This window comes from Photobacterium sp. WH24, assembly GCF_019204055.1.
GTDB classification, from domain to species: Bacteria; Pseudomonadota; Gammaproteobacteria; order Enterobacterales; family Vibrionaceae; genus Photobacterium; species Photobacterium arenosum.
In genome coordinates this window covers 706,846-731,204 of the sequence record NZ_JAGSOZ010000001.1, presented here as the reverse complement: position 1 = coordinate 731,204, position 24,359 = coordinate 706,846, and the positions used below count along the sequence as shown (strand labels likewise).

General features: G+C 51.2%; 21 protein-coding genes. 11 read left to right on the top strand and 10 right to left on the bottom strand.

Annotation, left to right across the window (positions count from 1 at the left end):
• Positions 1-38: 38 nt before the first annotated feature.
• The 4 genes from KCG43_RS03200 to KCG43_RS03185 all read right to left on the bottom strand — a co-directional run bounded on the left by KCG43_RS03200 (position 39) and on the right by KCG43_RS03185 (position 3,628).
• Positions 39-557: a protein disulfide oxidoreductase gene (locus KCG43_RS03200; protein WP_192017473.1), complete on the bottom strand. Its 519-nt coding sequence runs from the start codon at positions 555-557 to the stop codon at positions 39-41.
• A 4-nt stretch (positions 558-561) separates the two neighbouring features.
• Complete coding sequence (locus KCG43_RS03195; protein ID WP_218383221.1) at positions 562-2,661, bottom strand: protein-disulfide reductase DsbD; 2,100 nt, start codon at positions 2,659-2,661, stop codon at positions 562-564.
• 59 nt (positions 2,662-2,720) lie between these two features.
• Entirely contained in the window at positions 2,721-3,101 is a 381-nt protein-coding gene (locus KCG43_RS03190) for a hypothetical protein (RefSeq protein ID WP_218383216.1), read from the bottom strand.
• Positions 3,102-3,238: 137 nt separating this feature from the next.
• Complete coding sequence (locus KCG43_RS03185; RefSeq protein WP_218383215.1) at positions 3,239-3,628, bottom strand: DUF805 domain-containing protein; 390 nt, start codon at positions 3,626-3,628, stop codon at positions 3,239-3,241.
• A gap of 282 nt (positions 3,629-3,910) precedes the next feature.
• Here KCG43_RS03185 and KCG43_RS03180 point away from each other — a divergent pair, with 282 nt between their 5' ends.
• Entirely contained in the window at positions 3,911-6,730 is a 2,820-nt protein-coding gene (locus KCG43_RS03180; protein WP_218383214.1) for an FAD-binding and (Fe-S)-binding domain-containing protein, read from the top strand.
• Positions 6,731-6,972: 242 nt separating this feature from the next.
• Here KCG43_RS03180 and KCG43_RS03175 read toward each other — a convergent pair whose 3' ends face one another.
• Together KCG43_RS03175 and KCG43_RS03170 are read right to left on the bottom strand one after the other, a co-directional pair.
• Positions 6,973-8,637, bottom strand: a complete 1,665-nt coding sequence (locus tag KCG43_RS03175; protein WP_218383213.1) for a methyl-accepting chemotaxis protein — start codon at positions 8,635-8,637, stop codon at positions 6,973-6,975.
• 257 nt (positions 8,638-8,894) lie between these two features.
• Positions 8,895-9,695: a THxN family PEP-CTERM protein gene (locus tag KCG43_RS03170; protein WP_192017480.1), complete on the bottom strand. Its 801-nt coding sequence runs from the start codon at positions 9,693-9,695 to the stop codon at positions 8,895-8,897.
• A 542-nt stretch (positions 9,696-10,237) separates the two neighbouring features.
• Here KCG43_RS03170 and KCG43_RS03165 point away from each other — a divergent pair.
• From KCG43_RS03165 to KCG43_RS03135, 7 genes are all read left to right on the top strand, one after another.
• Positions 10,238-11,056, top strand: a complete 819-nt coding sequence (locus tag KCG43_RS03165) for a phosphate ABC transporter substrate-binding protein (protein ID WP_218383210.1) — start codon at positions 10,238-10,240, stop codon at positions 11,054-11,056.
• Positions 11,057-11,147: 91 nt separating this feature from the next.
• Positions 11,148-12,059 carry a phosphate ABC transporter permease subunit PstC gene (gene pstC / locus KCG43_RS03160; protein ID WP_218383208.1) on the top strand — a complete coding sequence of 304 codons (912 nt, stop codon included), beginning with the start codon at positions 11,148-11,150 and terminating at the stop codon, positions 12,057-12,059.
• A 5-nt stretch (positions 12,060-12,064) separates the two neighbouring features.
• On the top strand, positions 12,065-12,949 hold the full coding sequence (pstA, locus tag KCG43_RS03155) for a phosphate ABC transporter permease PstA (protein ID WP_161458648.1): 885 nt from the start codon (positions 12,065-12,067) through the stop codon (positions 12,947-12,949).
• A 17-nt stretch (positions 12,950-12,966) separates the two neighbouring features.
• Positions 12,967-13,716: a phosphate ABC transporter ATP-binding protein PstB gene (gene pstB / locus KCG43_RS03150; protein WP_161446686.1), complete on the top strand. Its 750-nt coding sequence runs from the start codon at positions 12,967-12,969 to the stop codon at positions 13,714-13,716.
• Between the two features lie 237 nt (positions 13,717-13,953).
• On the top strand, positions 13,954-14,334 hold the full coding sequence (locus KCG43_RS03145; RefSeq protein ID WP_218383206.1) for a hypothetical protein: 381 nt from the start codon (positions 13,954-13,956) through the stop codon (positions 14,332-14,334).
• Between the two features lie 112 nt (positions 14,335-14,446).
• Positions 14,447-16,084 carry a mechanosensitive ion channel family protein gene (locus KCG43_RS03140; protein ID WP_218383204.1) on the top strand — a complete coding sequence of 546 codons (1,638 nt, stop codon included), beginning with the start codon at positions 14,447-14,449 and terminating at the stop codon, positions 16,082-16,084.
• A 101-nt stretch (positions 16,085-16,185) separates the two neighbouring features.
• The gene (locus KCG43_RS03135) at positions 16,186-16,620 is read left to right on the top strand and encodes an META domain-containing protein (RefSeq protein WP_192017486.1); all 435 of its coding nucleotides are present in this window, start codon (positions 16,186-16,188) and stop codon (positions 16,618-16,620) included.
• Between the two features lie 25 nt (positions 16,621-16,645).
• Here the strand turns inward: KCG43_RS03135 and KCG43_RS03130 are convergent, their stop codons facing one another.
• Entirely contained in the window at positions 16,646-18,325 is a 1,680-nt protein-coding gene (locus tag KCG43_RS03130) for a CHASE domain-containing protein (RefSeq protein ID WP_192017487.1), read from the bottom strand.
• 213 nt (positions 18,326-18,538) lie between these two features.
• Here KCG43_RS03130 and metR point away from each other — a divergent pair, with 213 nt between their 5' ends.
• Positions 18,539-19,450: an HTH-type transcriptional regulator MetR gene (gene metR / locus KCG43_RS03125; RefSeq protein ID WP_192017488.1), complete on the top strand. Its 912-nt coding sequence runs from the start codon at positions 18,539-18,541 to the stop codon at positions 19,448-19,450.
• Between the two features lie 56 nt (positions 19,451-19,506).
• On the opposite strand, the gene KCG43_RS03120 is transcribed toward metR, so the two are convergent.
• Complete coding sequence (locus tag KCG43_RS03120; RefSeq protein WP_027253265.1) at positions 19,507-19,695, bottom strand: DUF4250 domain-containing protein; 189 nt, start codon at positions 19,693-19,695, stop codon at positions 19,507-19,509.
• Between the two features lie 115 nt (positions 19,696-19,810).
• Positions 19,811-20,434 carry a hypothetical protein gene (locus KCG43_RS03115; protein WP_255557832.1) on the bottom strand — a complete coding sequence of 208 codons (624 nt, stop codon included), beginning with the start codon at positions 20,432-20,434 and terminating at the stop codon, positions 19,811-19,813.
• 280 nt (positions 20,435-20,714) lie between these two features.
• Between KCG43_RS03115 and KCG43_RS03110 the strand changes: the two genes are divergently transcribed.
• On the top strand, positions 20,715-21,923 hold the full coding sequence (locus KCG43_RS03110) for a GGDEF domain-containing protein (protein ID WP_192017490.1): 1,209 nt from the start codon (positions 20,715-20,717) through the stop codon (positions 21,921-21,923).
• 22 nt (positions 21,924-21,945) lie between these two features.
• On the opposite strand, the gene KCG43_RS03105 is transcribed toward KCG43_RS03110, so the two are convergent.
• Complete coding sequence (locus KCG43_RS03105; protein WP_192017491.1) at positions 21,946-23,148, bottom strand: MFS transporter; 1,203 nt, start codon at positions 23,146-23,148, stop codon at positions 21,946-21,948.
• 112 nt (positions 23,149-23,260) lie between these two features.
• Between KCG43_RS03105 and KCG43_RS03100 the strand changes: the two genes are divergently transcribed.
• Positions 23,261-24,154 (top strand): LysR family transcriptional regulator, encoded by an 894-nt coding sequence (locus KCG43_RS03100; protein ID WP_192017492.1) that lies wholly within the window; start codon positions 23,261-23,263, stop codon positions 24,152-24,154.
• Positions 24,155-24,359: the final 205 nt, after the last annotated feature.

The window sequence follows — 24,359 nt, the reverse complement described above, 5'->3', positions numbered from 1 at the left end:
CCGCCGATGAGGCAGACAGGCTTTACGATCAATCAGCTTCAGCTTAACCAGAGCCTTGCCAGCAAGCCCGGCGGGGTGGTGATGCCACTGGTGATAAAGGTAACCTTACCATCACGGACGATAAACACAGTCGGCGTAAACGCCACACCCCATTCACGACCCAGCACATTTTTTTCGTCATTCACATTCTGAAAATCCAGCCCTTTACTGGCAAAATACTGCTGCAGTTTTTGATCAGAACCGGACGACAGAGAAATCCCGATCGTTGGATAATACTGACTCAGCCAGTTAACACTCGGGGTGACAAAACGGCACACGCCGCACCAGGTTGCCCAGAAATACACTATCACAGGCTGCTCTTTACTGAGCGCGGCAATATCAACCGGCTCACCCTGTATGTCGAGCGCTTTCAGGGTAAAAGGTGCGTCATCCGGTACGGACTGACTTCGCCAGAGATCGACCCCCACTGAAACCACAGTCAGCAGCACAGTAAAAAAGAGGATTTCTCTCAGCCACTTTTTCCACTTCCCCGCGTGCCTTTTATGCTCTTCACTCATTGGCTTATCCTCCCTGAGCCTGTTGAATAGCAAGCATTACATCCTCGCTGGTGTAAATTACAGGTAACGCAATACCCTGAGGGGCACCCGGGCCGTAGACGATATTAAATGGTACGCCGAACCGACCATTTGCCTGCAAATAGGCGGTCACTGCATCGTTAGGAATTGTCCAGTCTCCCTGCATACGCACCAGACCGGGTTGCTGAATCGCGTCGTAAACCGGTTGCTGCAGCAGTACGCGAACCTTGTTGGCTTTACAGGTGATACACCAGTCTGCGGTCACATCCACGAACACGGTTTTTCCCTGCGCAACCTGCTTACTGATATCAGCAGCAATCAGCGGCTGCCAGCTTGGCTCCGGCGGCAAAGGTGTCGCCCACTTTTCAGCCGTCAGACTGGCTGCAAGCAGGGCAACAGCGCTGAACAGCAGAAACACGCTGCCCAGCACACCCACAGGCTTGCCGCCAAACACTTTAACGGAGCGCCACACAATCAGGCTCACACCCGCAATACCTGCCAGCCACAGCGACCAGATCGGCCAGTGTGGGGCCAGCAGAGTCAGCAGCCATAGCGTTGTCGCCAGCATCATTATCCCGAACAGGACTTTCATTTTGCCCATCCAGACACCCGGCTTAGGTAACCATCGCACCATAAACGGGAACAATGCGATAGCTATCCAGGGCAGTGCCATCCCCAGCCCCAGGCCGGTAAAGATCACGGCCAGATTGCCGATACTGCCCGCCAGAGCGAAGGCGACCGCCGTACCGAGAAACGGCGCAGAACAGGGCGTGGCAAGAAAGGTGGCAAACATACCTTGCGCATAATGCCCGGCATAGCCTTTGCCACCTTTGGTGCCCAGCCAGGTACTGATGCCCGATGGCAGGCTGATGGTGAACAGCCCCAGCATATTGGCACCAAACATGAAGGTCACCAGTACCATCACGGCAAGAAAGGCCCCACTCTGGAACTGTATCCCCCAGCCGATAGCCTGTCCGGACAGCTTCAGCGCCACCAGTGCCAGTGCAATCAGCCAGAATGCGCTGATGATCCCGCCGGCTGAAGCCAGAAACTGCAGTCGGATCTGTTGCTTTTCCTGCTTCTCGGCCGTCAGCACGGTAGAGAGTTTCATGCCCAGCACCGGCAGCACGCACGGCATGATATTGAGGATCAGTCCGCCCAGCAACGCCAGGCCGAACATGACCAGTAGGCTATGACCTGCCTGACCGGTAACGATACCGCTTTGCACCTGTAGGCTGTGTTCAGACAACACCGCATCGTCTGTCACTGTGACCGTGAGCGCTTGCTGGGCGAGATCCGGCTGACCGAACCAGCTCGACACGCTTATCTGCGCCGTCAGGGTTTCCCCCTCAATACTGATGTCCGGACGTGAGAAATGGCTGTCTTTAACGGCGTCGGAATCACCATCAATAAACAGATCAGGTTTGACCCAGCCCTGTTCGTTGCTCAAAACTACCTGCAGTTTGCTTTGCTCTGCATCCCAGATCGCTGATTTGATCTCAGCCAGCGAAGCGGCTTGCGGCACAGTGCTTAACGCTTGTGCATAGCGGCGCATGTCAGTCTCTGAAGGCGTCAGCTCTGAGGGAATAAAGGACAAATCGATCGGATAATCGGTGATCACACAAACCGTCGAGCACGAAGACAGGCTGAGAGTGGCCAGCAGAATCACAGGCTGAGAAAAATCCTCCACCTTGATGGTCATCGGAAAAATAACATCCTCAGCATAGCCTATGGTTTCCACACCGAGTACGTCATACCTTTGCGGTACAGGCCACTGCCAGTCCAGTTCGGCAATATTCGCCGAATCCTGCCAGTTCATACTGGGTGCCACGCCCCCTTCGCCGGGCGATCGCCAGTAGGTTTTCCAGCCCTGTTGCAAACGCACTTCCAGGTAACCGGCCACTGTGCCATTGACAGCATCTGTCTGTCCGGTTAACACAAAGCGTGTTTCAACCGGCGGATGATTGGGATCACTCAGCCAGCCCGTGCTGACGACTGATGCCTGGGCCACAGACATAAATAACAGGCACAGCCATAACCCGCTGCTTGTCAGCCATTTGATGGTCAATCGTAAATTTTTTTGCATTGTCTTTCCTAAGTAATAAACACACAGATTTTTTGGCATCACGCCAGATGCTATGTGTTTTATTCCCGGAAAATACAAAGTGTCAGATGAATGCGCCTTTTAGGGACTTTAGGCTCACGAGACGGAGGCGGAGAGAGACAGCCAGCGCCTAACAAGCCAGCAAGCAACAGTGTCAGTAGCAGAATGGGGATCAGGAAGAGAGTATCAAGCTGCTGATATTTCACCTGTAGTAGTTGTTCCGACAAATCACACTCAGAGGAATCTGCCGAGGCTTCAGGCTCAGCCAGTTCACTGGCAGAGAAGATTTGCACGACCTCAACAGGTTGATTCGGACAGAGCGCCAGCAGAGCCGTGTTTTTCGACAGACACACAAACACCACCCAGACCGTTAACAGTAACGCCCAGTGTGCTAAGAATTGTCGTCGGAAAAAATACTGCATGATTGCCCGTCTGTCTCGTACCCTGACCCGTGAAAATCTGATGCGCTGACTTAGGTTTCAGCATCAGCCACAGGAAAATACCACGAAACTGCGTCAGGGTAACCCACAGAGTGTTACCAGGCATGTCCGGCTGCTGCTTACATCGCCATATGGCCCATTCCGTTCTCTTCTTTTGGGTTATTGCCGTATTCATTCGGGCCGGGCTGGCCCGATCTGGCAAAGAAAAAGAGCAGAATGACGAAGCCCAATACCGGGATCAGGCTCAGTAACATCCACCAGCCTGATTTGCCGATGTCATGCAAGCGCCGAACCCCTACCGCGACAGAAGGAATCAGTACTGCCAGCGAGTACACACCGCCCAGTAAGCCTGTCCCCTCGCCCGCACCCGGAGTATTGAGAAGATTATCTGCTATGCCCAGCGCCAGAGTAACGACCAGGTTAATCAAAAAGAAATACCAGTACTCCTGTCGCTGCGCGCGACCTGAGAAAACCGCGTACTTTCTGAGTGCGTACAAATACCAGTTCATGCTCAATCCCTTGGGTTGGAGGCTGTCAGGTAAATTTCTGCAGGTGACCAGAGTCAGTTACACTCAAGTATAGATTCAGATCACAAATTTATGGTTTTTCTCTTCTGATAATAAGGAAAGCGATAGGGTTCACACCCTGTTAACAGAAATGCCGCTGAGCACCGAAAGCTGAGATCAAGAGCAAAGTCTGTTTGCTGTTACGCGCTACACTCAAAGTATCTTCATGATTCATAAATAAAAGCATCAGACTTTTTCACTTTTCGTCTACGAGCAAGGGCAACTATGACGGACAACTACCAGCAGCTGATCCAGCAGCTTGGCACCCTACTTAATGCCGAGCAGATCATCACAGATGAAGCCAAGCGCCTCGCCTACGGCACCGATGCCAGCTTCTATCGCCTGATCCCTAAGATAGTGCTTCGCCTGCACAACCAGAATCAGGTCATTGAGGTTATTCGCGCCTGCGCCGAGCTGGACATTCCCTACACCTACCGCGCCGCAGGCACCAGCCTGTCGGGACAGGCAGTCTCCGATTCGGTACTGATCACCCTGAGCGATCAGTGGCGAGGCCATCTCATTGAAGACAACGGGCTGAAAATTACCCTGCAACCCGGTGTTATCGGCGCGGATGCTAACCGCTATCTGGCCCCTTACGGACGCAAGATCGGGCCGGATCCCGCTTCGATCAACACCTGCAAAATTGGCGGGATCGCGGCCAACAATGCCAGTGGTATGTGCTGCGGTACGGCACAAAACTCCTATCGCACTGTAGATGGGATGACAGTTGTTCTGACCGATGGCACGGTACTGAACACCCGCGATGAAGAGAGTAAAGCCGCATTCCGCCGCAGCCATGCCTCATTACTCGGCGATTTGTCTGAACTGAAGAATGACGTCGACACTCACCCGGCACTGAAAGATAAAATTCAGCATAAGTACCGGCTGAAAAACACCACAGGTTACGCGCTGAATGCACTGACCGATTTCAGTGATCCTATTGATATTCTTGAACATCTGATGATCGGCTCGGAAGGCACGCTGGCCTTTATCTCCGACATCACTTACAAGACGGTTATCGAGCACCCTCACAAAGCCTCTGCTTTGCTGGTTTTCAGTAATATTGAGCACGCAAGTGAAGCGACCACAGTACTGGCCACCACCCCTGTCTCCGCCGTCGAAATGATGGACGGTCGCGCGATGCGCTCCGTTGCCGATAAAGCCGGAATGCCCGATTTTATTGCCCATCTGGATCTGGAAGCCGCCGCCTTGCTGGTTGAAAGCCGGGCAGGTACGCACGACGAACTGCTCAGTCAGTGCGACGCCATCATGGCCAGTTTGTCGGCGTTTACCATTATCGAATCTGTGCCCTTCACCTCTGAGCCGGCCACTGTCAATACACTGTGGGCGATCCGCAAAGGCATGTTCCCCGCCGTGGGAGCGGTACGGGAAACCGGCACCACTGTCATCATTGAAGATGTCGCCTTCCCTGTCGCAGATCTGGCTAAAGGCGTTCGTGATCTACAGGCCTTGTTTGCGCAGTTCCGGTATCACGAAGCCATCATTTTTGGCCATGCGCTGGAAGGTAATCTGCACTTTGTGTTCACCCAGGGGTTTGATGCTCAGAGTGAAATCGACCGTTACGGTGCCTTTATGGATGCCGTCGCCGAGTTGGTGGCCGTCAAGTATCAGGGCTCGCTGAAAGCCGAACATGGCACCGGCCGCAACATGGCGCCTTATGTCGAGCTGGAATGGGGCAAAGAAGGCTACCAGCTGATGCAGCGCATCAAGCGGCTGTTCGATCCGCAAGAGCTGCTGAATCCTGGGGTGATCATCAATGACGATCCGCACGCCCATCTTCGTCACCTGAAACCCATGCCTGCGGCCGACGAACTGGTGGATCGCTGCATTGAGTGTGGCTTCTGTGAACCTGTCTGTCCGTCGCGGACGCTGTCTTTATCCCCGCGTCAGCGCATTGTGTTATACCGCGAGCTGCAGCATCGCCATCGCAGCGGAGACGCAGTCGGCGCAAAAGCACTGGAATCTGTCTTTCAGTATCAGGGCGTTGACACCTGTGCGGCCACAGGGTTGTGTGCCGATCGCTGCCCGGTGGGCATTAACACAGGGGGTCTCATCAAAAAACTGCGTACCGACAAGTATCAGCGCTTTGCGCCGATTGCGCGCTGGACCGCGGATCACTTCGCCACCACTACCCGCTTAGTGAAAACCGGTCTTGGCGTGGCGCAGTCTGCCCAGTCTCTGCTTGGTGAGCACAGAATGACAGCGATCAGCAACGCAGCCAGACGCTGGAGCCACAACAGTACACCGCAGTGGCTGCCAGAGTTACCGGCAGTCAATCGCCATCAGTTAATTGAAACCGCCGGCAGCAGCCCGGCACACGGCGAGAAAAAAGTGGTATACCTGCCTTCCTGTGCCAGCCGCACTATGGGTCAGCAACCAGATAACCCGGATCAGCGCCCGCTCACAGAAGTGACAATGTCACTAATTTCAAAGGCAGGGTTTGATGTTGTTATCCCTCAGGCGGTAAACGATCTCTGCTGCGGTATGCCCTACGACAGCAAAGGGATGACAGAGCCTGCGGCGCAAAAAAGCCAGCAACTCGAAGACGCGCTCTGGCAAGCCAGTGAACAGGGCAAATACCCGATTCTGATTGATGCCAGCCCCTGCGCCAAACGCAGTGTGGAAAGTTTCAGCCGGCTGATGAATATTGTCGAGCCTGTTGGGCTGGTACTGCATTATCTGTTGCCACATATGGAACTGAAACGTCTGCATGAGACTGTGATGCTGCATATCACGTGCAGCAGCCGCAAAATGGGGCTAGAAGATGACATGCTGGAACTGGCGAAAGCCTGTGTCAGCACTGTGATAGTGCCGGAGCACATTCAGTGCTGTGGCTGGGCGGGCGATAAAGGATTTAGTATCCCTGAGCTTAACGCCGCCTCGCTGGAACCATTGAAGGCTCAGGTTCCGCCAGACTGCCGACGTGGTTTCAGCAACAGCCGTACCTGCGAAATCGGCCTCTCGCATCACAGTGGTGTGCCTTATCAGTCGATCTTGTATCTGGTGGATGAAGTCGCCCGTTAGTACACAACCGTTAGTACACAAAGGGTGAATACGCAATGAGTCACGGGCCAGTGAGTACACTGGCCTGCAATATTGTTATCTCGTGCTCAGATCTCAGCATTAAGACAGAAAAAGCAAACCGCTGACACTACTATAAATAGGCCTTTAGGTCTTACACAGTACGAAAAAACCCGCCAGTAATTTTATTGGCGGGTTTCTTATTTTTTATTAGCTTTCAATACGTTGTTCTATTTCCGCTTCATTTAGCTGGCCTTGATGCTGTGACCTTCACTCGCATTGGCTACCTGAAAAAAGCTGACCTGCTCAACCACTTCCTGGCTGACACGGTGCATGTCATCGCTGCATTGTACCGTTTCAGAGGCGATAGACGAGGTCTTATCCGACAACGCCTGCACCGTATGAATATTCTGGCTGATATCGGCGGCAACCGCGCTCTGCTCTTCCGCTGCCGTCGCAATCTGCTGAGTCTGCTCATTAACCTGATTGATCATGTTCATGATGTCTGCCAGTAACTGATTGGTTTCAGACATCCTCGCTTCGGCCTGATCGGCTTCTGTGGTGCTGTCTGCCATCATGTCAACCGCGCTGCTGCAGGCTTGTTGCAGCTGAGCCAGCATCTGCTCAATTTCGTTGACAGAAGTTTGTGAGCGCTGCGCCAGGCCGCGCACTTCATCGGCCACAACGGCAAAGCCCCGTCCCTGTTCACCGGCCCGGGCTGCTTCAATCGCCGCGTTCAGGGCCAGCAGGTTGGTCTGTTCAGCAATACCGCGTATCACTTCCAGAATACTTTCAATCTTGCGGGATTCGCCATGCAGCTCATTAACGACGCCCGAGGTATCTTGCAAGGTGGCAACCAGCCGCTGAACCACAGACTGGGTGTGCTCAGAAGATTCAATGCCCCTTTCCGCCAGTCCCATCATCTGATCAGATGCTCTGGCTGAATCTGAGGTATTGACCGCAATACTCTTACTGGTTGTCGAGAGCTCTTCAATCGCCGTCACGGCCTGAATGGTATGCTCTGATACCTCACCCGCCGCAACCTGAATATTGTTATTGGCATCTTGTAAAATACGGCTGTTCTCGGTCACCAGTGTGCTGGAACGCACTATGCCTGCAACAGTACTGTTCAGACGGTTGACTGTGCTGTCAATCGCGCTGCTCAGCTGGGCCACTTCGTCTGTCCCTTTAACATTGGACAGCACATCCAGATGGCCGCTGGCCAGGGCTTCGGCTGTTGCCTTAACCCGGCTGATCCCGCCAACCAGACCTCGCGCAATCCAGTGGCTCAATACAAACGCAATCAGCACCGACAGGATAATGGAGATATAAAAGACAGTATTAGCGGTTTTAATTGACTGCAAGGTATCCTGATTGGCCTGAATCGCCATCTGAGCGCTGGCCTGCTGGATTTTATCGAACTGCAGATTCAGGGCTTCATAGCTGTCAACAAAGGCTCTGAAAACTGGATAAGGTGCCTGATGGTTAGGTGCTGATTCCATATCCGACACAAACTGAAGCGTATTGGCCTGGTAGGTCGATAACTTTTGCTCAAAGTCCGCCAACATCTGAGGGTCACCTTTGTAGTCTTGCTTCAGCTCTTTCACCAGTTCCGGGGTGATCGCACTGTTTTTATCGACAATCGCATTAAATTCAGGCACTTGTTCATACAACCCCAGAAGGTACACCACCTGCAGCCCCCTGACATTACCGATAATATCGGCCTGCGCCTGGCGAATCTGGCTGATTAATTGCGACACTTTATAGTTATGCTGGTAAAACTCACGGAAATTACTGCCAATACGGTCATTAGCTGATTTAATGAATAACATTGCAATCACGAACATCAGTGAGACTGCACCACCTAAAACCAAAATTTTATTGCGGATTGAGAAATGACTAAGCTGCATTGACGCGCCCCAAACAACGATTTGATGTAATTTTGTCCTCACTATTCACAAAAAGAAAAATAAAGGCAAACAAATGCCACAAGGGAATGACAGAATGCTACTCAAGCTCAAATTTTTGCATAAATAGTACAAATATATTTAATTCTGACTTGCAAGTCAGTAAAACTCCTGCCTGAAAAATTTCATGCCCCGAAGAATAAATATTCGCTGTTCAGGCAAAGAAAAAGCCGCAGGTTCTGCGGCTGAATGAGATTGGGTTATGAGCTGAGATTCTGCCGTTGATTCTGCCGTTTACGGCGGCGTATCATGGCAATGCCGGCCAGCACCGTACCCAGAATGGCAACACTGGCAGGTTCTGGTACCGGCACCTCAGTCAGTGCAGAAATATTAGCCTGAATGAAAGCCTGATTGGTGCTTTGCTCAACGGTTTCAAACCGATCAGCAAATAGACCGTTGACCAGAAAACCCTGAATGTTCACCGTATACTGGATGCCGTTTACGGTAGTGACATCCGTGAACTGCGAGGTGGATACCGTAATGATGTCCGCACAGCCGTTCACGTTCACCCCAACGCCATTCGCTTCCCCGTTCGCGCAGGGATCCGCGCTGTTGCTGGTCTCGTTATGGGTAAAGTTAAACACAAACTGCACATCCACCGGCGTTCCGCCGTCAATAGACACTGTCGTGCTCAGTTGCAAATCGACACTTTGCAGGCTGGCACCTGAGCTCAGAATGACATTATTTAAGTGGGTAAAAGTCCCCAGCTGAAAATCATCGCTGGTGCCGGTATCTGTATCAAACGTGGTGTCGAAGCTGGCTGCAGAGGCAAAATCATAGCCGCTCTGCGGACCCGAAGACGGCGATGGCAGCCCCCAGCGTAACATAGGGTTATCCGTCGCATTGCCGATCGTCATTGGCTGACCACTGCCGGAATCTGCCACCGCGTTAACCCAGGAACCCGTAAATGCGCCAAACTCAACAGTGACTAATGCGGCATTGACATGAGCACTTGCCAGCATCGCCAGACTGAACATCGTTATTTTTGTCACAGGTTTCATTGCACACCCCCAACCCAACTTTATTGTCGTTTTTGTGTTCGTGCAGGAGTGCTTCAAGTTCTGTGCCATCGCAGCCTGAACGAAAAACAGCGCAGTAACGGAAGCGGAACTTTTCAGGAAATGACCTCAGTAAATCAAGGCTATAGCGCTCACCAAGCTGTATGGGGATTTTCCGGGTAATTTTGCGTTTTTTTCATACCTGCCTGCCCAGAACCCTTTACGTCTTGCTGTGTAAAAAAAGGTGACACCGGGATACCTGACCCTGATCTGCCATGGCAGACCCGCGGCTCAAGTGAGAAATGCCTTCCAGAATTCATCATGCAGCCAGGCATCATTTATACCTCATGAGTATTATTGATGGCCTTTCATCAGTCTACGATTTCACATTAACTGCAATTATTGATGTATATCAGCCACTTAGTTTCATCTTCATAGAGTGTTCAACAAACTGCAACAAACCTGTCATAAAACTCTCCTAACCTGTGCCTCGTTCGTTAAACAACTGATTGGCAATTCCGCCAAATTCGAAAGGATATGGAAAAATGAAAGCAAAGGTTATCGGTGCTATCACACTGGCTGGCTCAATGATGTTTAACCCGGCTATGGCGGCTGAAACAATTTCTGTTGTAGGCTCTTCTTCTGTAACGCCATTGATGGAAGTATTCGGCGAGACTTACGCAAAATCCCATGATGTTGTGGTTGAGGTTCAGGGACCGGGTTCTTCTGCCGGTATCCGCACTGCCCACGACGGTTCTGCAGATCTGGGTATGAGCTCCCGTGATCTGAAATCATCTGAAAAAGCGTCTGACATTACCGAAGTGGTGATTGCCCGTGACGGTATCGCTGTTGTTATCCACAATTCAAACCCGGTAAAAGACCTGAGCAAAGAGCAGGTTGCTCAAATTTATAAAGGCGAAATCACCAACTGGAAACAAGTAGGCGGTGAAGACAAGCCTATCGTTGTGGCTACCCGTGATACCGCCTCAGGCACCCGCGGTGCATTCGAAGATATCATGTCTCTGAAGCGCAAAGTCAACGGTAAAACCGTTACTGCTATCTCTCAGCGTGCACAGGTTGCCAGCGGTAACGGTCAGCTGAAAACCATGGTTGCCAGCAACCCGTTCTCTATCGGTTACATTTCTCTGAGCTCTGTAGACGACTCTGTGAAAGCGCTGTCTATCGAAGGGCACACGCCATCGGTTGAAGCGATTAAAGCCGGTGATTACAGCGTACAACGCCCATTCCTGGTGGTTTACAAAGACGGTCGCCCTTCTAAAGCCGCTCTGGATTTCCTGAGCTGGATGAAAACCGCTGACGCACAAAAAATCGTTTCTGAGCAAGGTTTGATTTCAACTCACTAATTTGCAATACCTTTCCGGCCTGATATGCAGGCCGGATATTTCGATTTCTCAGTACCTGAAGTTTTTGGTTCAGCGTCTGGAGTAATGCAAAATGACCATCGCGAACAATATTGAGAACACGCAGAAGAAGCCTCAGCTTGCTGCTGCAAATAAAATTGACTGGCGTGAACTCTTTTTCAAATACCTTTTCCTGGCTAGTGCTGTCATTGGGATTTTATCGCTGATCACCATCGGCTATTTCATTTTCCGTGAAGGCTATGCGGCTTTCGCTGAAGCCGGTTTCTCTGGCATTGTGCTGGGTGACGAATGGTTACCACCTGCCTTGTTCGGCATCTTCCCTATGATCGTCGCTTCTGTGGTTTCTACCGCAGGTGCTGTGATTGTCGGTGTGCCGATTGGTGTGATGACCGCGATTTTTATCGCTGAAGTGGCTCCCAAGCGCCTGGCCGACATCATTCGCCCTATGGTTGAACTGCTGGCGGGTATCCCCTCTGTGGTTTACGGTTTCTTCGGTCTGGTGATTATCGTTCCTCTGATCCAGAACGTATTTAATGTACCGGCGGGTAACACGGTGCTGGCGGGTATCATAGTACTGGCAGTCATGATTCTGCCCACAGTGATCACTGTGTCTGAAACCTCCATTCGTGCTGTGCCTCGCAGCTATAAAGAAGGCTCGCTGGCGCTGGGTGCATCGCATATTTTCACCATTTTCAAACTGCTGGTACCGGCTGCGCGTTCCGGCATTATGACGGGCGTTATTCTGGGTATCGCACGTGCATTAGGTGAAACCATGGCCATCATCATGGTAATGGGTAACTCCCCGGCTATGCCTGAGGGCATTCTGGATTCAGCACGTACCCTCACCGCCAATATCGCGATTGAAATGTCGTACGCCACCGGTATTCACGCCAGCGCCCTGTATGCCACAGGTATTGTTCTGCTGGTGTTCATCATGATGCTGAATGCTGCCCTGCTCTACCTGAACCGTGAGCGCGCGAGGTAATCACAATGACGCTATCAACAAACACACATTTGCAGGCAAGTAACCCTGCCAGACAGCAACTTAAAGACAAAATCTACCTCAGTGTGATCTGGACCTCGGCCACGGTAACGGTCGGCTTCCTGCTGTGGGTCGTCTGGTACATTCTGAGCAACGGCCTTGCCTACGTCGACTGGACATTTATCTCCAGCAACTATACAACGCTGGGCGAGGAGTCGGGCATCTGGCCGATGATCGTTGCCACGCTGTACATGGTGCTGGCGTCAATTCTGGTTGCCGCGCCCATGGGGATCATGACCGCAATATACCTGACAGAATATGCCAAAGTCGGCAGCCGGCTGGTGAAAGTGATCCGCTTCTGTACCGAGTCACTGGCGGGTATTCCTTCTATTATTTACGGCCTGTTCGGTATGACTTTCTTTGTGGTCGTGCTTGGCTTTGGTTTCTCGATTTTGTCTGGTGCCCTGACACTGAGCATTCTGATTCTGCCCGTGATCATTCGCACCACAGAAGAAGCCTTGATGGCGGTGCCGCAAACTTACCGTGAAGGGTCTTACGGACTGGGCGCATCCAAAATTTACACCATCTGGCGCCTGATATTGCCAAGCGCAATGCCAGGCATAGTCACTTCTATCATCCTCAGTGTAGGTCGTGTTATCGGTGAATCGGCACCGGTATTCATGACAGCAGGCATGGTGGCACGTCTTCCGGAGAGTCTGCTTGATTCCGGCCGGACACTCACCGTGCACCTGTACAAGCTGACTCAGGAACTCTACACCATTCACGAATGGCATCAGGCTTACGCCACTGCCACGATTCTGATTGTGATTGTTCTGATCATCAACCTGTGCACCAAACTGCTTGCCAAACGTTTTAACACTGCGACTTACTGATTTCGGGGAAACACATTATGAACAAATTTAATATTGAAAATCTGGATCTGTTTTACGGCGACAACCAGGCACTGAAAAAAATCAATCTGCCGATTCCTAATCGCCAGGTGACAGCATTAATCGGCCCGTCTGGTTGCGGTAAATCTACGCTTTTGCGCTGCCTTAACCGCATGAATGACCTGATTGAAGGTGTGAAGATCAAAGGCAAACTGTCGATGGACGGAGAAGACGTTTACGGCAACATAGACGTTTCCAGACTGCGCATTAAGGTGGGCATGGTGTTCCAGAAGCCTAACCCCTTCCCGATGAGCATATACGAGAACGTGGCTTACGGCCTGCGTGCTCAGGGTGTGACCGACAAAAAACGTCTGGATGAAGTGGTAGAGCAATCGCTGCGCGGTGCCGCATTGTGGGATGAAGTGAAAGATCGCCTGAAATCACACGCCTTCGGTCTGTCTGGTGGTCAGCAGCAGCGTCTGTGTATCGCCCGTACCATCGCTATGGAGCCTGAGGTCATTTTAATGGATGAACCAACCTCAGCGCTGGATCCGATTGCGACCAAGAAAATTGAAGATCTGATGGAGTCTCTGAAAAAGAACTTCACTATCGTTATCGTCACTCACTCTATGCAGCAGGCACGCCGAATTTCAGATCGTACCGCCTTCTTCCTGATGGGTGAGCTGGTCGAACACGATGATACTTATGCGCTGTTCAACAGTCCGCGTGATGACCGTACCCGCGGCTATGTGAACGGCGACTTCGGCTAAGCCTGGATTCCAGACGGCATAGCATGCCGTGAAATCCGGCCTGCCCCCGACACAACAGATACCCGAAACGACAGATAATAAAAGCGATGGTAAGTACTTGCCCCCAACCTTGGGGGCTTTTTTTTGCTCTTTTTTTACCCATTCCTGACATTTCACACAACAGCCGGATTTACACTCAAATGAACACTGATTAATTCTATTGGCGCCGGACATTCAGGCCAAGGTCAGACAGGTGAGATGATGCAAAAGAATCATGAAATTTCACATGCTAAATCCTGGATTCACAAACTCGCAGCAATGGATGCTCACCCCAAACTCACTGGTATTCTGCAATCTTCGCGGATCATGACGCAACAGTATGCCGCCTTTTGCCGTTTACATAACCTGATGGCCTTTACCTATTCACAAAATGGCCACCAGCAGCTGCTTGCAGACACCCTTGCGGCTTCAGGATGCGACACCCTCATCTGTGATCAGCGCCACTACCCTGCACTCTGGTATATGCTGCATCAGATTAACCGGCCTATGCTGATCATTCTGAATCAGGAAATGTGGACGCCGGACTGGTGCTGGCAATTTGATCATCATCAGTTCCTTTGCCAGCAGGATTTGCTCTGACCTCACCCACAACGGTTAGCATGTTATAATCACGGCACTCATTCTCATCGCGGCACACCCGTTGCCGCGATGTACTTGTATTTATCTCCCTGAACCGGAATACCGCTCTACTATGCGCAAGCTTTTACTCATTTTTACGTTGCTTACATACAGCCTCAATGTCTTTGCCCAGGCTGAAACACCGCCCTCTCAGCTGGATGAACTGTCGCAGTTGAACCAGGAAGTCATGGAGCTGTATCAGGCCGGCCAGAGCCGTACCGGTACCACACGTGATGTACTGCGCATGCAGGTACTGAATAAGAACAATGAACTGCGCGACAAGATCGGGGAATTAATCAGTGAGCCGCCGGAAGGGGCAACCGCCACCCTGCTGGATTACGTCAAACGACAGGAACGCTATACCGACAATACGGCAACCTATCTGAGCAACAAGATTCTGGCTGATGAAAAAGCACTGGACAAAGCCTCGCAGGAAGAACAGCTGCTCAAGCTCAAGCAATTGAATGAAGAGCGCATGCTGTCTGTTCAGATGCTGGGCGAGCAGTGGGAAAACTACCGCTGGATGGAACAGCTTGGCCATAATGCCGATCAGAAAAAAAACAAACTGGCTAAAGCCATCAGCAACCGCTTAGAGTTTGTCTCTGCTTCACTGGATTACAACAACCAGCAGGAAAAAGTGCTGGCTAAGCAGCTCAAAGAGGCGTCAGAGGGTGAGAAAGCCTCACTGCAACTGATGCACATTCTGGCACAACGCAAACTGTCGAGCGATATTGACCGCTTAAACTACTTAATCAACCTCGGTGATCAGGCACAGATAGATACGTCGAACTACAAAAAGCAGCAATTTGAAGTGACCGGTGATCTCACCAATGACATCCTGAATCCGCGGGTAATCTATTCGATTGTCTCAGCCTGGGCCGACAACCTGAAAAAGTGGCTGATTGATAATACCCCGCAGGTGCTGTTCAAGGTGTTGATCTTCGCCCTGGTCCTTTTGCTGTTCCGGCTGTTAAAAAACCTGACACGTAAAGTGGTTAAGCGCGCCGTGGCGTCACCCAATCTCAAGATGTCGCAGTTGATGCAGGACTTCTTCATTTCCATGTCGGGCAAAGCGGTCTTTTTTCTCGGGCTGTTAATTGCCCTGTCACAGGTCGGGCTTAACCTTGCGCCGATACTGACAGGTTTCGGTGTGGCCGGTGTGATCATCGGTTTTGCTTTGCAGGACACCTTGTCTAATTTTGCTTCAGGCATGATGCTGCTGATTTACCGCCCTTTTGATGTCGGCGATTTTGTTGAGGCTGGTGGGGTGTCTGGTAAGGTCAGCCACATGAGCCTGGTCAATACCACTATCCGTACCTTTGATAACCAGATCATCATAGTGCCGAACAGTAAAATCTGGGGGGACACAATCAAGAATGTTACGCACGAGCGCGTCCGCCGTGTCGATATGGTATTTGGGATCGGCTATAAAGACAGCATTGAGCAAGCCGAAGCCATTTTACATGACATTATTGATAACCATCCGGCTGTGCTGCGTGCCCCGGAGAAAACCATCAAAGTACACACACTAAACACCTCTTCGGTGGACTTTATTGTTCGGCCCTGGGTGAAAACGGATGACTACTGGGATGTGTACTGGGATGTCACGCGCGAAGTCAAACTGCGGTTCGACAAAGAAGGCGTTTCTATCCCCTTCCCGCAGCAGGATGTGCATTTACACATGGTCAGCCCGGAAAAGAACGATGCGTAAAAACATCCAAGTTGAATTGCTTCTACACTAAAAAACACGGTTTACGGAATTTTTTGTCTTACCGTCAGTCAAAAATCTTCGAATCCATTTGGGGAAATACAATGAAAAAACACCTGCTGACCGCCATGGGCACTGCCCTGCTGTTATCTGCCTGCGCCGGAACCGGTGGCAACACAACAGCTGGCTCTTCTGCTGATCTGACGCAATATGAATGGGAACTGTCAAAGATCGACAATCAGGCCGTCACCATCCCGAGTATGGGAGCCGTGCCGACCCTGGGGTTTGAAAATAACACAATGGCACATGGGCATTCCGGCTGTAACCGCTACTTCGGTTCTGCCGAAGTTAAAGACGGCCAGTTCCGGATTGAAAAAATGGGCATGACCATGATGGCCTGCCCGGATGATGCGATGAAACTGGAACGTGTGATGAGTGATACCTTAAGCCAGTGGAGCAAAGCCGAAGTCAAAGGAAATACGCTGACGCTCAGTAATAGTCAGCATACTCTGACTTTCACCGCCACTCAGCCAATGTAATTCGCCACCCTTCTGTCTGACAGCATCAACTGAGCGCGTTCTCAGTTGATGCTTGTGGCTGACGAACCTTTGCACTCACTTTGTTAAATCCTTCCTGCTGTGCCTGATACAGCAAAGCTTCTGTTTGATGGAACAGGGTTTCTGCTGTTAACCCCTGAATGTCGAAGACTGTCATCGCGCCCACAGACACCGTCAGATAGGGATTGGCACTCATTTCTGTATTGGCCAGATTCAAACGTTCAGCCGCAGTGCGCAGATGGCGGGCAACCACTTCACCATTGTTAGTATTCGGCAATACGGCGGCAAACCTGTCATCATCGAGCCGTGCCACCATATCAGCGGGGCGTTTTAATGTTCTGCCCAGCTCGTTGGCCAGCCTCCTGAGGCCGGACTCATACATGTCCTGCGGACACTGGCTGACAAAGTGCGCGTAATCATCAATTTGGATCAACACCACCACCAGCGGGGATTGTTCCCGCCGTGCGACTCTGACCGCTTTATCCAGACTTTCTTCAAACGCTCGCTGATTAGCGATACCCGTCAGCGGGTCAATCAGGCTCATGCGTTCCAGCTTTTCGTTAACGGCCAGCAGTCTGTCATGTTGCTGATTCAGAGTATCCAGATATTGCTGGCCCCGTTGAAACACGAAGAAACTCACCAAGGCTGCGACAGCAAAAAATGCATTGACTCCCCAGAAGACCCACCAGGGTGTTAATGACTGATGCTGGCGAATATAGTCCTGCATAGGTGTGGCTTCAATCACCCAGCGGCGTCCGCCTTTGCTCAACACCTGATGAACATAGCGGTAATCAGGCGCATACTCGCGGGTGAGAACCTCCTGGGTCAGCCTTTTCTGGCTATAGTGGTAATGCTTTTGCTGGCTAACCGGGCCGGTATCCAACGTCGGCACCAGGCTGAATACCAATTTATTTGACTGGGGTGCCAGGGTATCAATCAGTGTCAGTGCAAAAGGCTTGACCTGAGTTAAGCCGGGTGATGAGAGAAAAATCTGCGCGGGATTAAACACCCCTGCCACAAAGCCCAGCAAGCTGTCCTGCCGCTCCGCCTCTGACATAGGTTCAGGGAATTCGTACACAGGCAACAGGCTGAGGATGCCCTGTGCGGTGACATCATTGCGCTGAATCTGGAGCGGGACAGTCAGTTGCAATTGCCCGGTATCTCTGGCGCGCTGAACCGCTTCAAAACGCAGAGAGTGCGAGCCCATGTCGTAACCTATTACCGCCTCGTTTCCGGTGACAGGCTCGACGTAATAAACCGGATAGTAAACAGCTCGCTCGCTGGCCGCTACACGCTCTCCGGACGCGACCTGTTCGGTAATCACATATCCGGGCAGCCATTCATTGGCCCGTTGTTCTAAGCTGGCACGGTCTGCCTGTTCCACTTCGGGAATCCATTCCAGGGCAGTGATTGCCGGAAAACGGGTAAGAATTTTATCTGTCAGTGCCGCGAAACCCTTGGCATCCGGAATGCCGTTGGTGTCCAGATTAAGCTGCAGGGTATAAAGTGCTTCAAAGTGGCTGTTCATCGCCTGAATAAAGGCGTGTGAGGCTTCCGTGACATCCGATTCAAATTCCTGCTGAATACGGCGGGTTTCCAGATGAGAGAAGAAAAGCAGCATCACAATCGACAAGATCAACCCGGCAAACAAGAGTAAGCCAATAAATGTAAGACGTTGTCGCTTCATCAAGTTCCCTTAAACAATTTAGTTACACCGGGTTTCAATCCTATTTTCAGCCAGGCGTCATCTATTTGCCAGTTTGGTTTCAGATAACAGATACAAGATCACTATGCGACACTCATTACGCCCTAATGTAATCGATTATAGACGTCTGGATGTTTACACTTCTCTTGATAACCAGTACTCTGAACAGCAGTAATCTTCAGGGACTGAGTGAACATGATTGAAATTAAACACCTTCGCACATTAGCGGTACTGAGAGACACCGGTTCCCTGACAGCAACAGCCAACACCCTTTGTCTGACCCAGTCGGCGTTGTCTCACCAAATTAAGGATCTTGAGCAGCGGATTGGCGCACCACTGTTTTTACGCAAGACACGCCCGGTCAGATTCACCGCAGAAGGCGATATCCTGCTGAAACTGGCCGATGATTTAATGCCCCGTATCGCACGCGCCGAGCATGAACTTGCCAATTTAAAAGAAGACGCAAAAGGTCGGCTGCATATGGCAATTGAGTGCCATTCCTGCTTCCAGTGGCTGATGCCTGCGCTGAAGGAATACCAGATTAACTGGCCAACGGTGAGCCTGGATTTTTCATCCGGTTTTAGTTTCGAGCCTATCCCGGCTCTGGCTGCCGGGGAACTCGATCTGGTGATAACATCTGACATTAACCCGCGATCGGAAGTGCACTATGAACCCCTGTTCGACTTTGAGATGCGCCTGGTAGTTTCGCCGCAGTCTCCCCTGGCCGAGTTGAGCACAATTAAACCGGCCGATCTTGCCAGCCAAACCATGCTGACCTACCCGGTACAAAAAAACCGCTTAGATGTGGTGAAACATTTTCTGCAGCCTGCGGGCATTGAACCTAAGATATGGAAGCAAGCCGATAATACCCTGATGCTGGTGCAAATGGTCTCGGCAGGCTTGGGAGTTGCTGCCCTGCCCAACTGGGCAATCCATGATTTTGCCCGCCAGGGATTAATCGCCAGCAAGCCACTGGGTAAAGGCTTGTGGCGAAGACTGTATGCGGCGATTCGCGCATCAGAAAAAGAGCGCCATTATCTTCAAGCCTTCTTTGCGACGGCCCGGCAGCAGTGCCAGACACACCTTGAGGGCATTAAAGCAGCCTGAGGCAAGTCTACAATAGACCTGAAAAAACAAAGGGCACCGAGACGGGTGCCCTTTATTCATTTAAATTGATTAGAAATGGGATCATAGCGGTAGCCGAGGGCTGCCATTTTTTGTCGCAATTGTTCCTGATCCAGCTCGTAGCGGCTGGAAAGATCGTCAATCGTATCGCATTCCAGGCGCAATCTTTCGTTCACTATGCCCAGCACTATGTTAGCGTCCATGTTCAGCAAGTTACTGATTTCCACCTCTCCCTCCTCCGGCTACTGCCGTTAGAACATCAGACCCGGAGTCAAACAACTCCTCTTGTTGTTAGCATAGACGCTCTACCTATCATTCGACCAGTCAGAGCACTTCATTCAATCAGAACACTGAAAGCTGGCATCCTGCTGAGGCAGACAGCAATAAAAGCACACCGGACAATTGCCAGACTTTGACCGGTTTCGCCAACACAATATGGCCGACCCAAATCACCTGAGCAGCAATCAGTAATAACAATGCCGCACAAATCGCCAGTAACTGGCTTTCCACCTGTGCCTGAGGCACAGAGTAATAGAGCTGGCCTGAAAACAGCAACACACTCAGCATGGCACTCACCAGGCCTGCTGCGGGTAATACCCGGTGAAAAGCCTGCAACCGCGTTCGTGATTGAGTCAGCAACAGGTGCGCCAGGGCGGCGCCAAACATCACCACGGCAATCAGGCTCTGCGCTTTTTCTGACCATGACAGCGAAGAGAGTGCCATCAGCCAGCTCAGCACTGCCATCGCACACGAGGCATACAACAGCTTCAACGGCCCCTGATCCCGCGTCTTACCGGTTTTTACCTGGAAAGTGAACAAGCCGACACCCAGAAGCGGCAACAGTGCCACTGGCTGGTTGATGCATGCGATTAACCAACCCAGCAACAGTACAGGAAGCATCTTATGGACCCGGCCTCGCTGGCCCGGACAGATCTCCCCTTTCGTTAAAACGAGAGTGAGAATCATCTGTGCTCCCAACAGGGCAGAGACGAGTAAAGTGGTATAAGTCATATTCATGAAAGGCTACAGAAGAAAGAGAAAAACGCCCGAAATTATATCAGAACAGTACTAAAAACATCCATCGCTCAAATTTCCCGACAATTAACCTGGTTTCACATGTATTATATGAATCAAGATCACGGTTTTGGCGACCGTCTTGTAGAATAATTGTTCGATTATAAAAATAAAGGGCGTTTACCGTCTGTTTTTTCTCACAAAACAGATGTCAGATGAGCTGGAAGCAAAGATGATATCGACTTATAACCACTACCATAGGCTGTTGTGCCATGCGCTCAAGCTCTATATTCCGGATCTATGGAGTGCTAAAGCACACACCCAGAGCTTCCAGAATACGCGAAGCGGATATCTGCGCAGCCGAATTTCTCTGCTCTGCATTGTATGGGCAGTACTGATCATAGCATGGATACCTTTTGACTTTTTTTACCTCAATACAGGAGAAGATACCCGAATTGCCAGTGCCCGTTTACTTCTCGCGTTATTTTTAATGGGTATTGCCAAAGTCAACGAGACTCACACCACCTTGCGTCAGTCGCAATGGTGCATGGCACTCATGGTTCTGGGACTGAACCTCTTCTACACCTATTGCATCTGGGTATTGGGTTTTCCCGAAGTATACAGCGGTTTTGAATACGGCTATACGCTGTTGCCTATTTTGCATGTCGCCATTTTAACTATCCTGCCGATTACACTGAAGGAAAGCCTGTGCCTGCTGGCATTCACCGCTGTCACAGAAATCGCAGTCGATTTACAGACAGGCACGGTGCTGATGCCGGAAACACTGGCCAATTACTGGCTGCAGAACGTGCTGGCTATTGTCGTCATCTGGTCACAGTTATCCAAGCTTTACATGTTGATGCGTTTGTACCGCCAGGCAACCCTGGATCCGTTAACCGGGATATACAATCGCAGAATGTTACTGCAACAAGCCCAGAAAGCCATGGAAAACTGTCAGGCCAAACGCCAGCCTTTTTCTCTGCTGCTGTTTGATATCGATCGTTTCAAACGCATCAATGATACCTGGGGCCATGGCGTTGGTGACAAAGTACTGCGCGGTTTTGCCGATCATCTGCAACTGGCATCGCGGAAAACCGATCTGTTCGGACGTTATGGCGGCGAAGAGTTCATTCTTTGCCTGCCCTGCTGCGATACCTTAACAGCGCAAAAAATTGCAGACCGGATGTTAGCCGATATCCGCTCACTGCAACTGCCGACTGATATAGAAGAAACACATGTGTCAATCACAGCCTGCATCGGCATTGCGACTTTTACCTCAGGCGACAGCCTGATGACCATGATAGACCGTGCCGACCGCGCATTGTACGAGTGCAAAGATGCCGGTCGCGACTGCTACCGGTTCCACCCGTATGGCTATCAGTACCGCGACAGACGCAAGCCATTAGAACCCCTGGTCAGTGAAGCCAGCAGCGAGGTTTAACCCAGTCTGACCAGGGTATATGTTAAACAGCCACCGATGCCACTGGCTCGGTGGCCTGCTTTCTTCCCAGGCGCCAGCACAAGGCATACAGAGCCAAATACAGCACACTGCCGCCCACCAGCACGCCGTGCCAGTTCCAGTGTTGCCAGCAGGTGATCAGGTAAAACCCGCCCAGGCTGCCGCCGACATAATAGTGCACCAGGTAAAGGGCCGTGGCCGTGGCTTTTCCTGTCTTCGCTTTCTGGCTCACCCAGGCATACGCCAGAGAATGGGTAAAAAACGCACCGGAACTGATTAACAACAAACCGCTCAGCATGGCCGACACAGAGTCCAGCGCGGCAACCCACATCCCCAGCGCACTGATTGTCGTACCCAGTATCATGCCACTCACCGGTTTATACCTGATGCTCCAGCTGCCACTGAGTTTTGCGGTAAGCGTCCCGCTCAGATAACACAGAAATATCAAAGACGCCCAGCTGACCGGCAAGGAATAAGGCGGTGAGACCAGCCTGAAGCCCATCACAGAATACAGGTTCACAAACAAGGCAAAATTGATACCGCCAATCAGCATAGGGATCCACAATACCGGTTGCTGTAAATGCCGGATCACATGTTTTGTGTGATGCCTGAGCTGCCCGCGCTGAGGGGTAAAATGTTGCTGCTGCGGCAATAATCTGGCGACCACCAAAGCGCCAACCAAACTAAAAAGTGCCATACCCAGCACAGCCCCCTGCCAGCCCCAGGCGTCTGACGCAAAGCCGCCGAATAATCGCCCGGCAATGCCGCCCAGTGAGTTAGCGCTGATGTATCCGCCTACCGCCAGCGACAGGGCTTTAGGTGAAAACTCTTCAGCCATATAGGCCACTGCAACCGCTGCAAACCCTGCCAGCGAGGCGCCCATCAGTGCCCGGGCAAGACTCAGCATCAGCAAGCTCTCAGCCAATAGCATCAGTACGCCCACCACAGGCAGCAAGAACAGACTCAGCAACATCACCTTACGCCGTCCAATCATTTCGGAGCTGACAGCCCATGGCACCAGAGTTAGCGCCAGAGCCAGTGTACCTGCTGCCAACAACCAGTTAACTTTGGTGGCACTCACGGAAAAAGCCTCCGTCATTACAGGCAACAATGGCTGGAAGAGATACAAATTACAAAACACCAGAAATGAACCAAGAGCCAGAGCAAAACTGGCCCGACGATAGGCAGAACTATGGATTTCTATCACAGACAGGCACCAGACGATGAAGAGTTGCTGAAACAGTAGCAATTTCCCTCTGATAGTGAAAATATATTAAAAATATCGGATCCATATCTTTTATTAATAGCAAGAGTAACCAATGGACATTCGCCAGCTCACTTATTTCATTGCCATTGCAGAGGCCGGCAGTTTCACGAAAGCCGCGGAAAAACTGCACATAGCCCAGCCGGCTTTAAGCATCGCAATAAAGAAATTCGAGCAACAGCTAGAGATGCCGTTGTTTCACCGCAGCGATCGCCAGATAGTGCTGACTCACGAAGGTGAAGTACTGATTCAGCATGCCCGCCTGATTTTGCAGCAGGTGGGTGATGCAAAGATCGCCATGGCGGAATTGAAGGGATTGCAAAAAGGCGAAGTCCGGCTGGGTGTACCCAGTATGCTGGGGTCGTATTTTTTTCCCGATATCCTGATGGGGTTTAAATCTCGCTACCCCAATCTCAAACTGACGCTGGTCGAAGCCGGTACCCAGTCGATCCGCTTGATGCTGCTTAACGGAGAGCTGGATTTAGGTGTGATCCGAAGTGCTGATCTCCCCGACAGCCTTGAAGCCGAGCCGTTACTCACGTCAGAAATGGTGGCTGTCGTCAGCCCGAACCACGAATTTGCCCGGCAGTCCTCGGTGTCGTTCGAACAGTTTTTCAGCCAGGAGCTGGTTATGTTCAAGCAAGGGTACTTTCATCGCGACTACATCGACCATGTCTGTCAGGCACATCAGCTCAAACAGCACATCGCGTTTGAAACAAACCTGTTGCCCATGATCCTGAGTATTATCAGACAGGAGTTTGCCATATCAGCCTTACTGGAAATGGTCACCCGCCACGAGCCCGGTTTAGCAGCCGTGCCTTTCGAACAACCGGTACAGCTCAATCTGGCTATCGCCTGGCGAAAAAATGGCTACTTATCGATGGCTGATCGAGCATTCATGGAATTTATCAAAGAGCATCAACGCCATCGCCGATTGCATTCAGCGTGATCCGGCATTTCAGGATGGGTATATGAAAAATTGCAAATTCGCAATGTGATCAAGCTCACGTGAAAATTTCCAATAGATGATGTTTGTGTTTCATTTTCTTTTACAATGGATGTTTGCTTGGGAGCCTGATCGCACCGGAATGTCAAAAGCCAGACCGGATTTCTGTCTGCCAGATCCTTGAAGGACTGCAGAATTTCGATCAGAG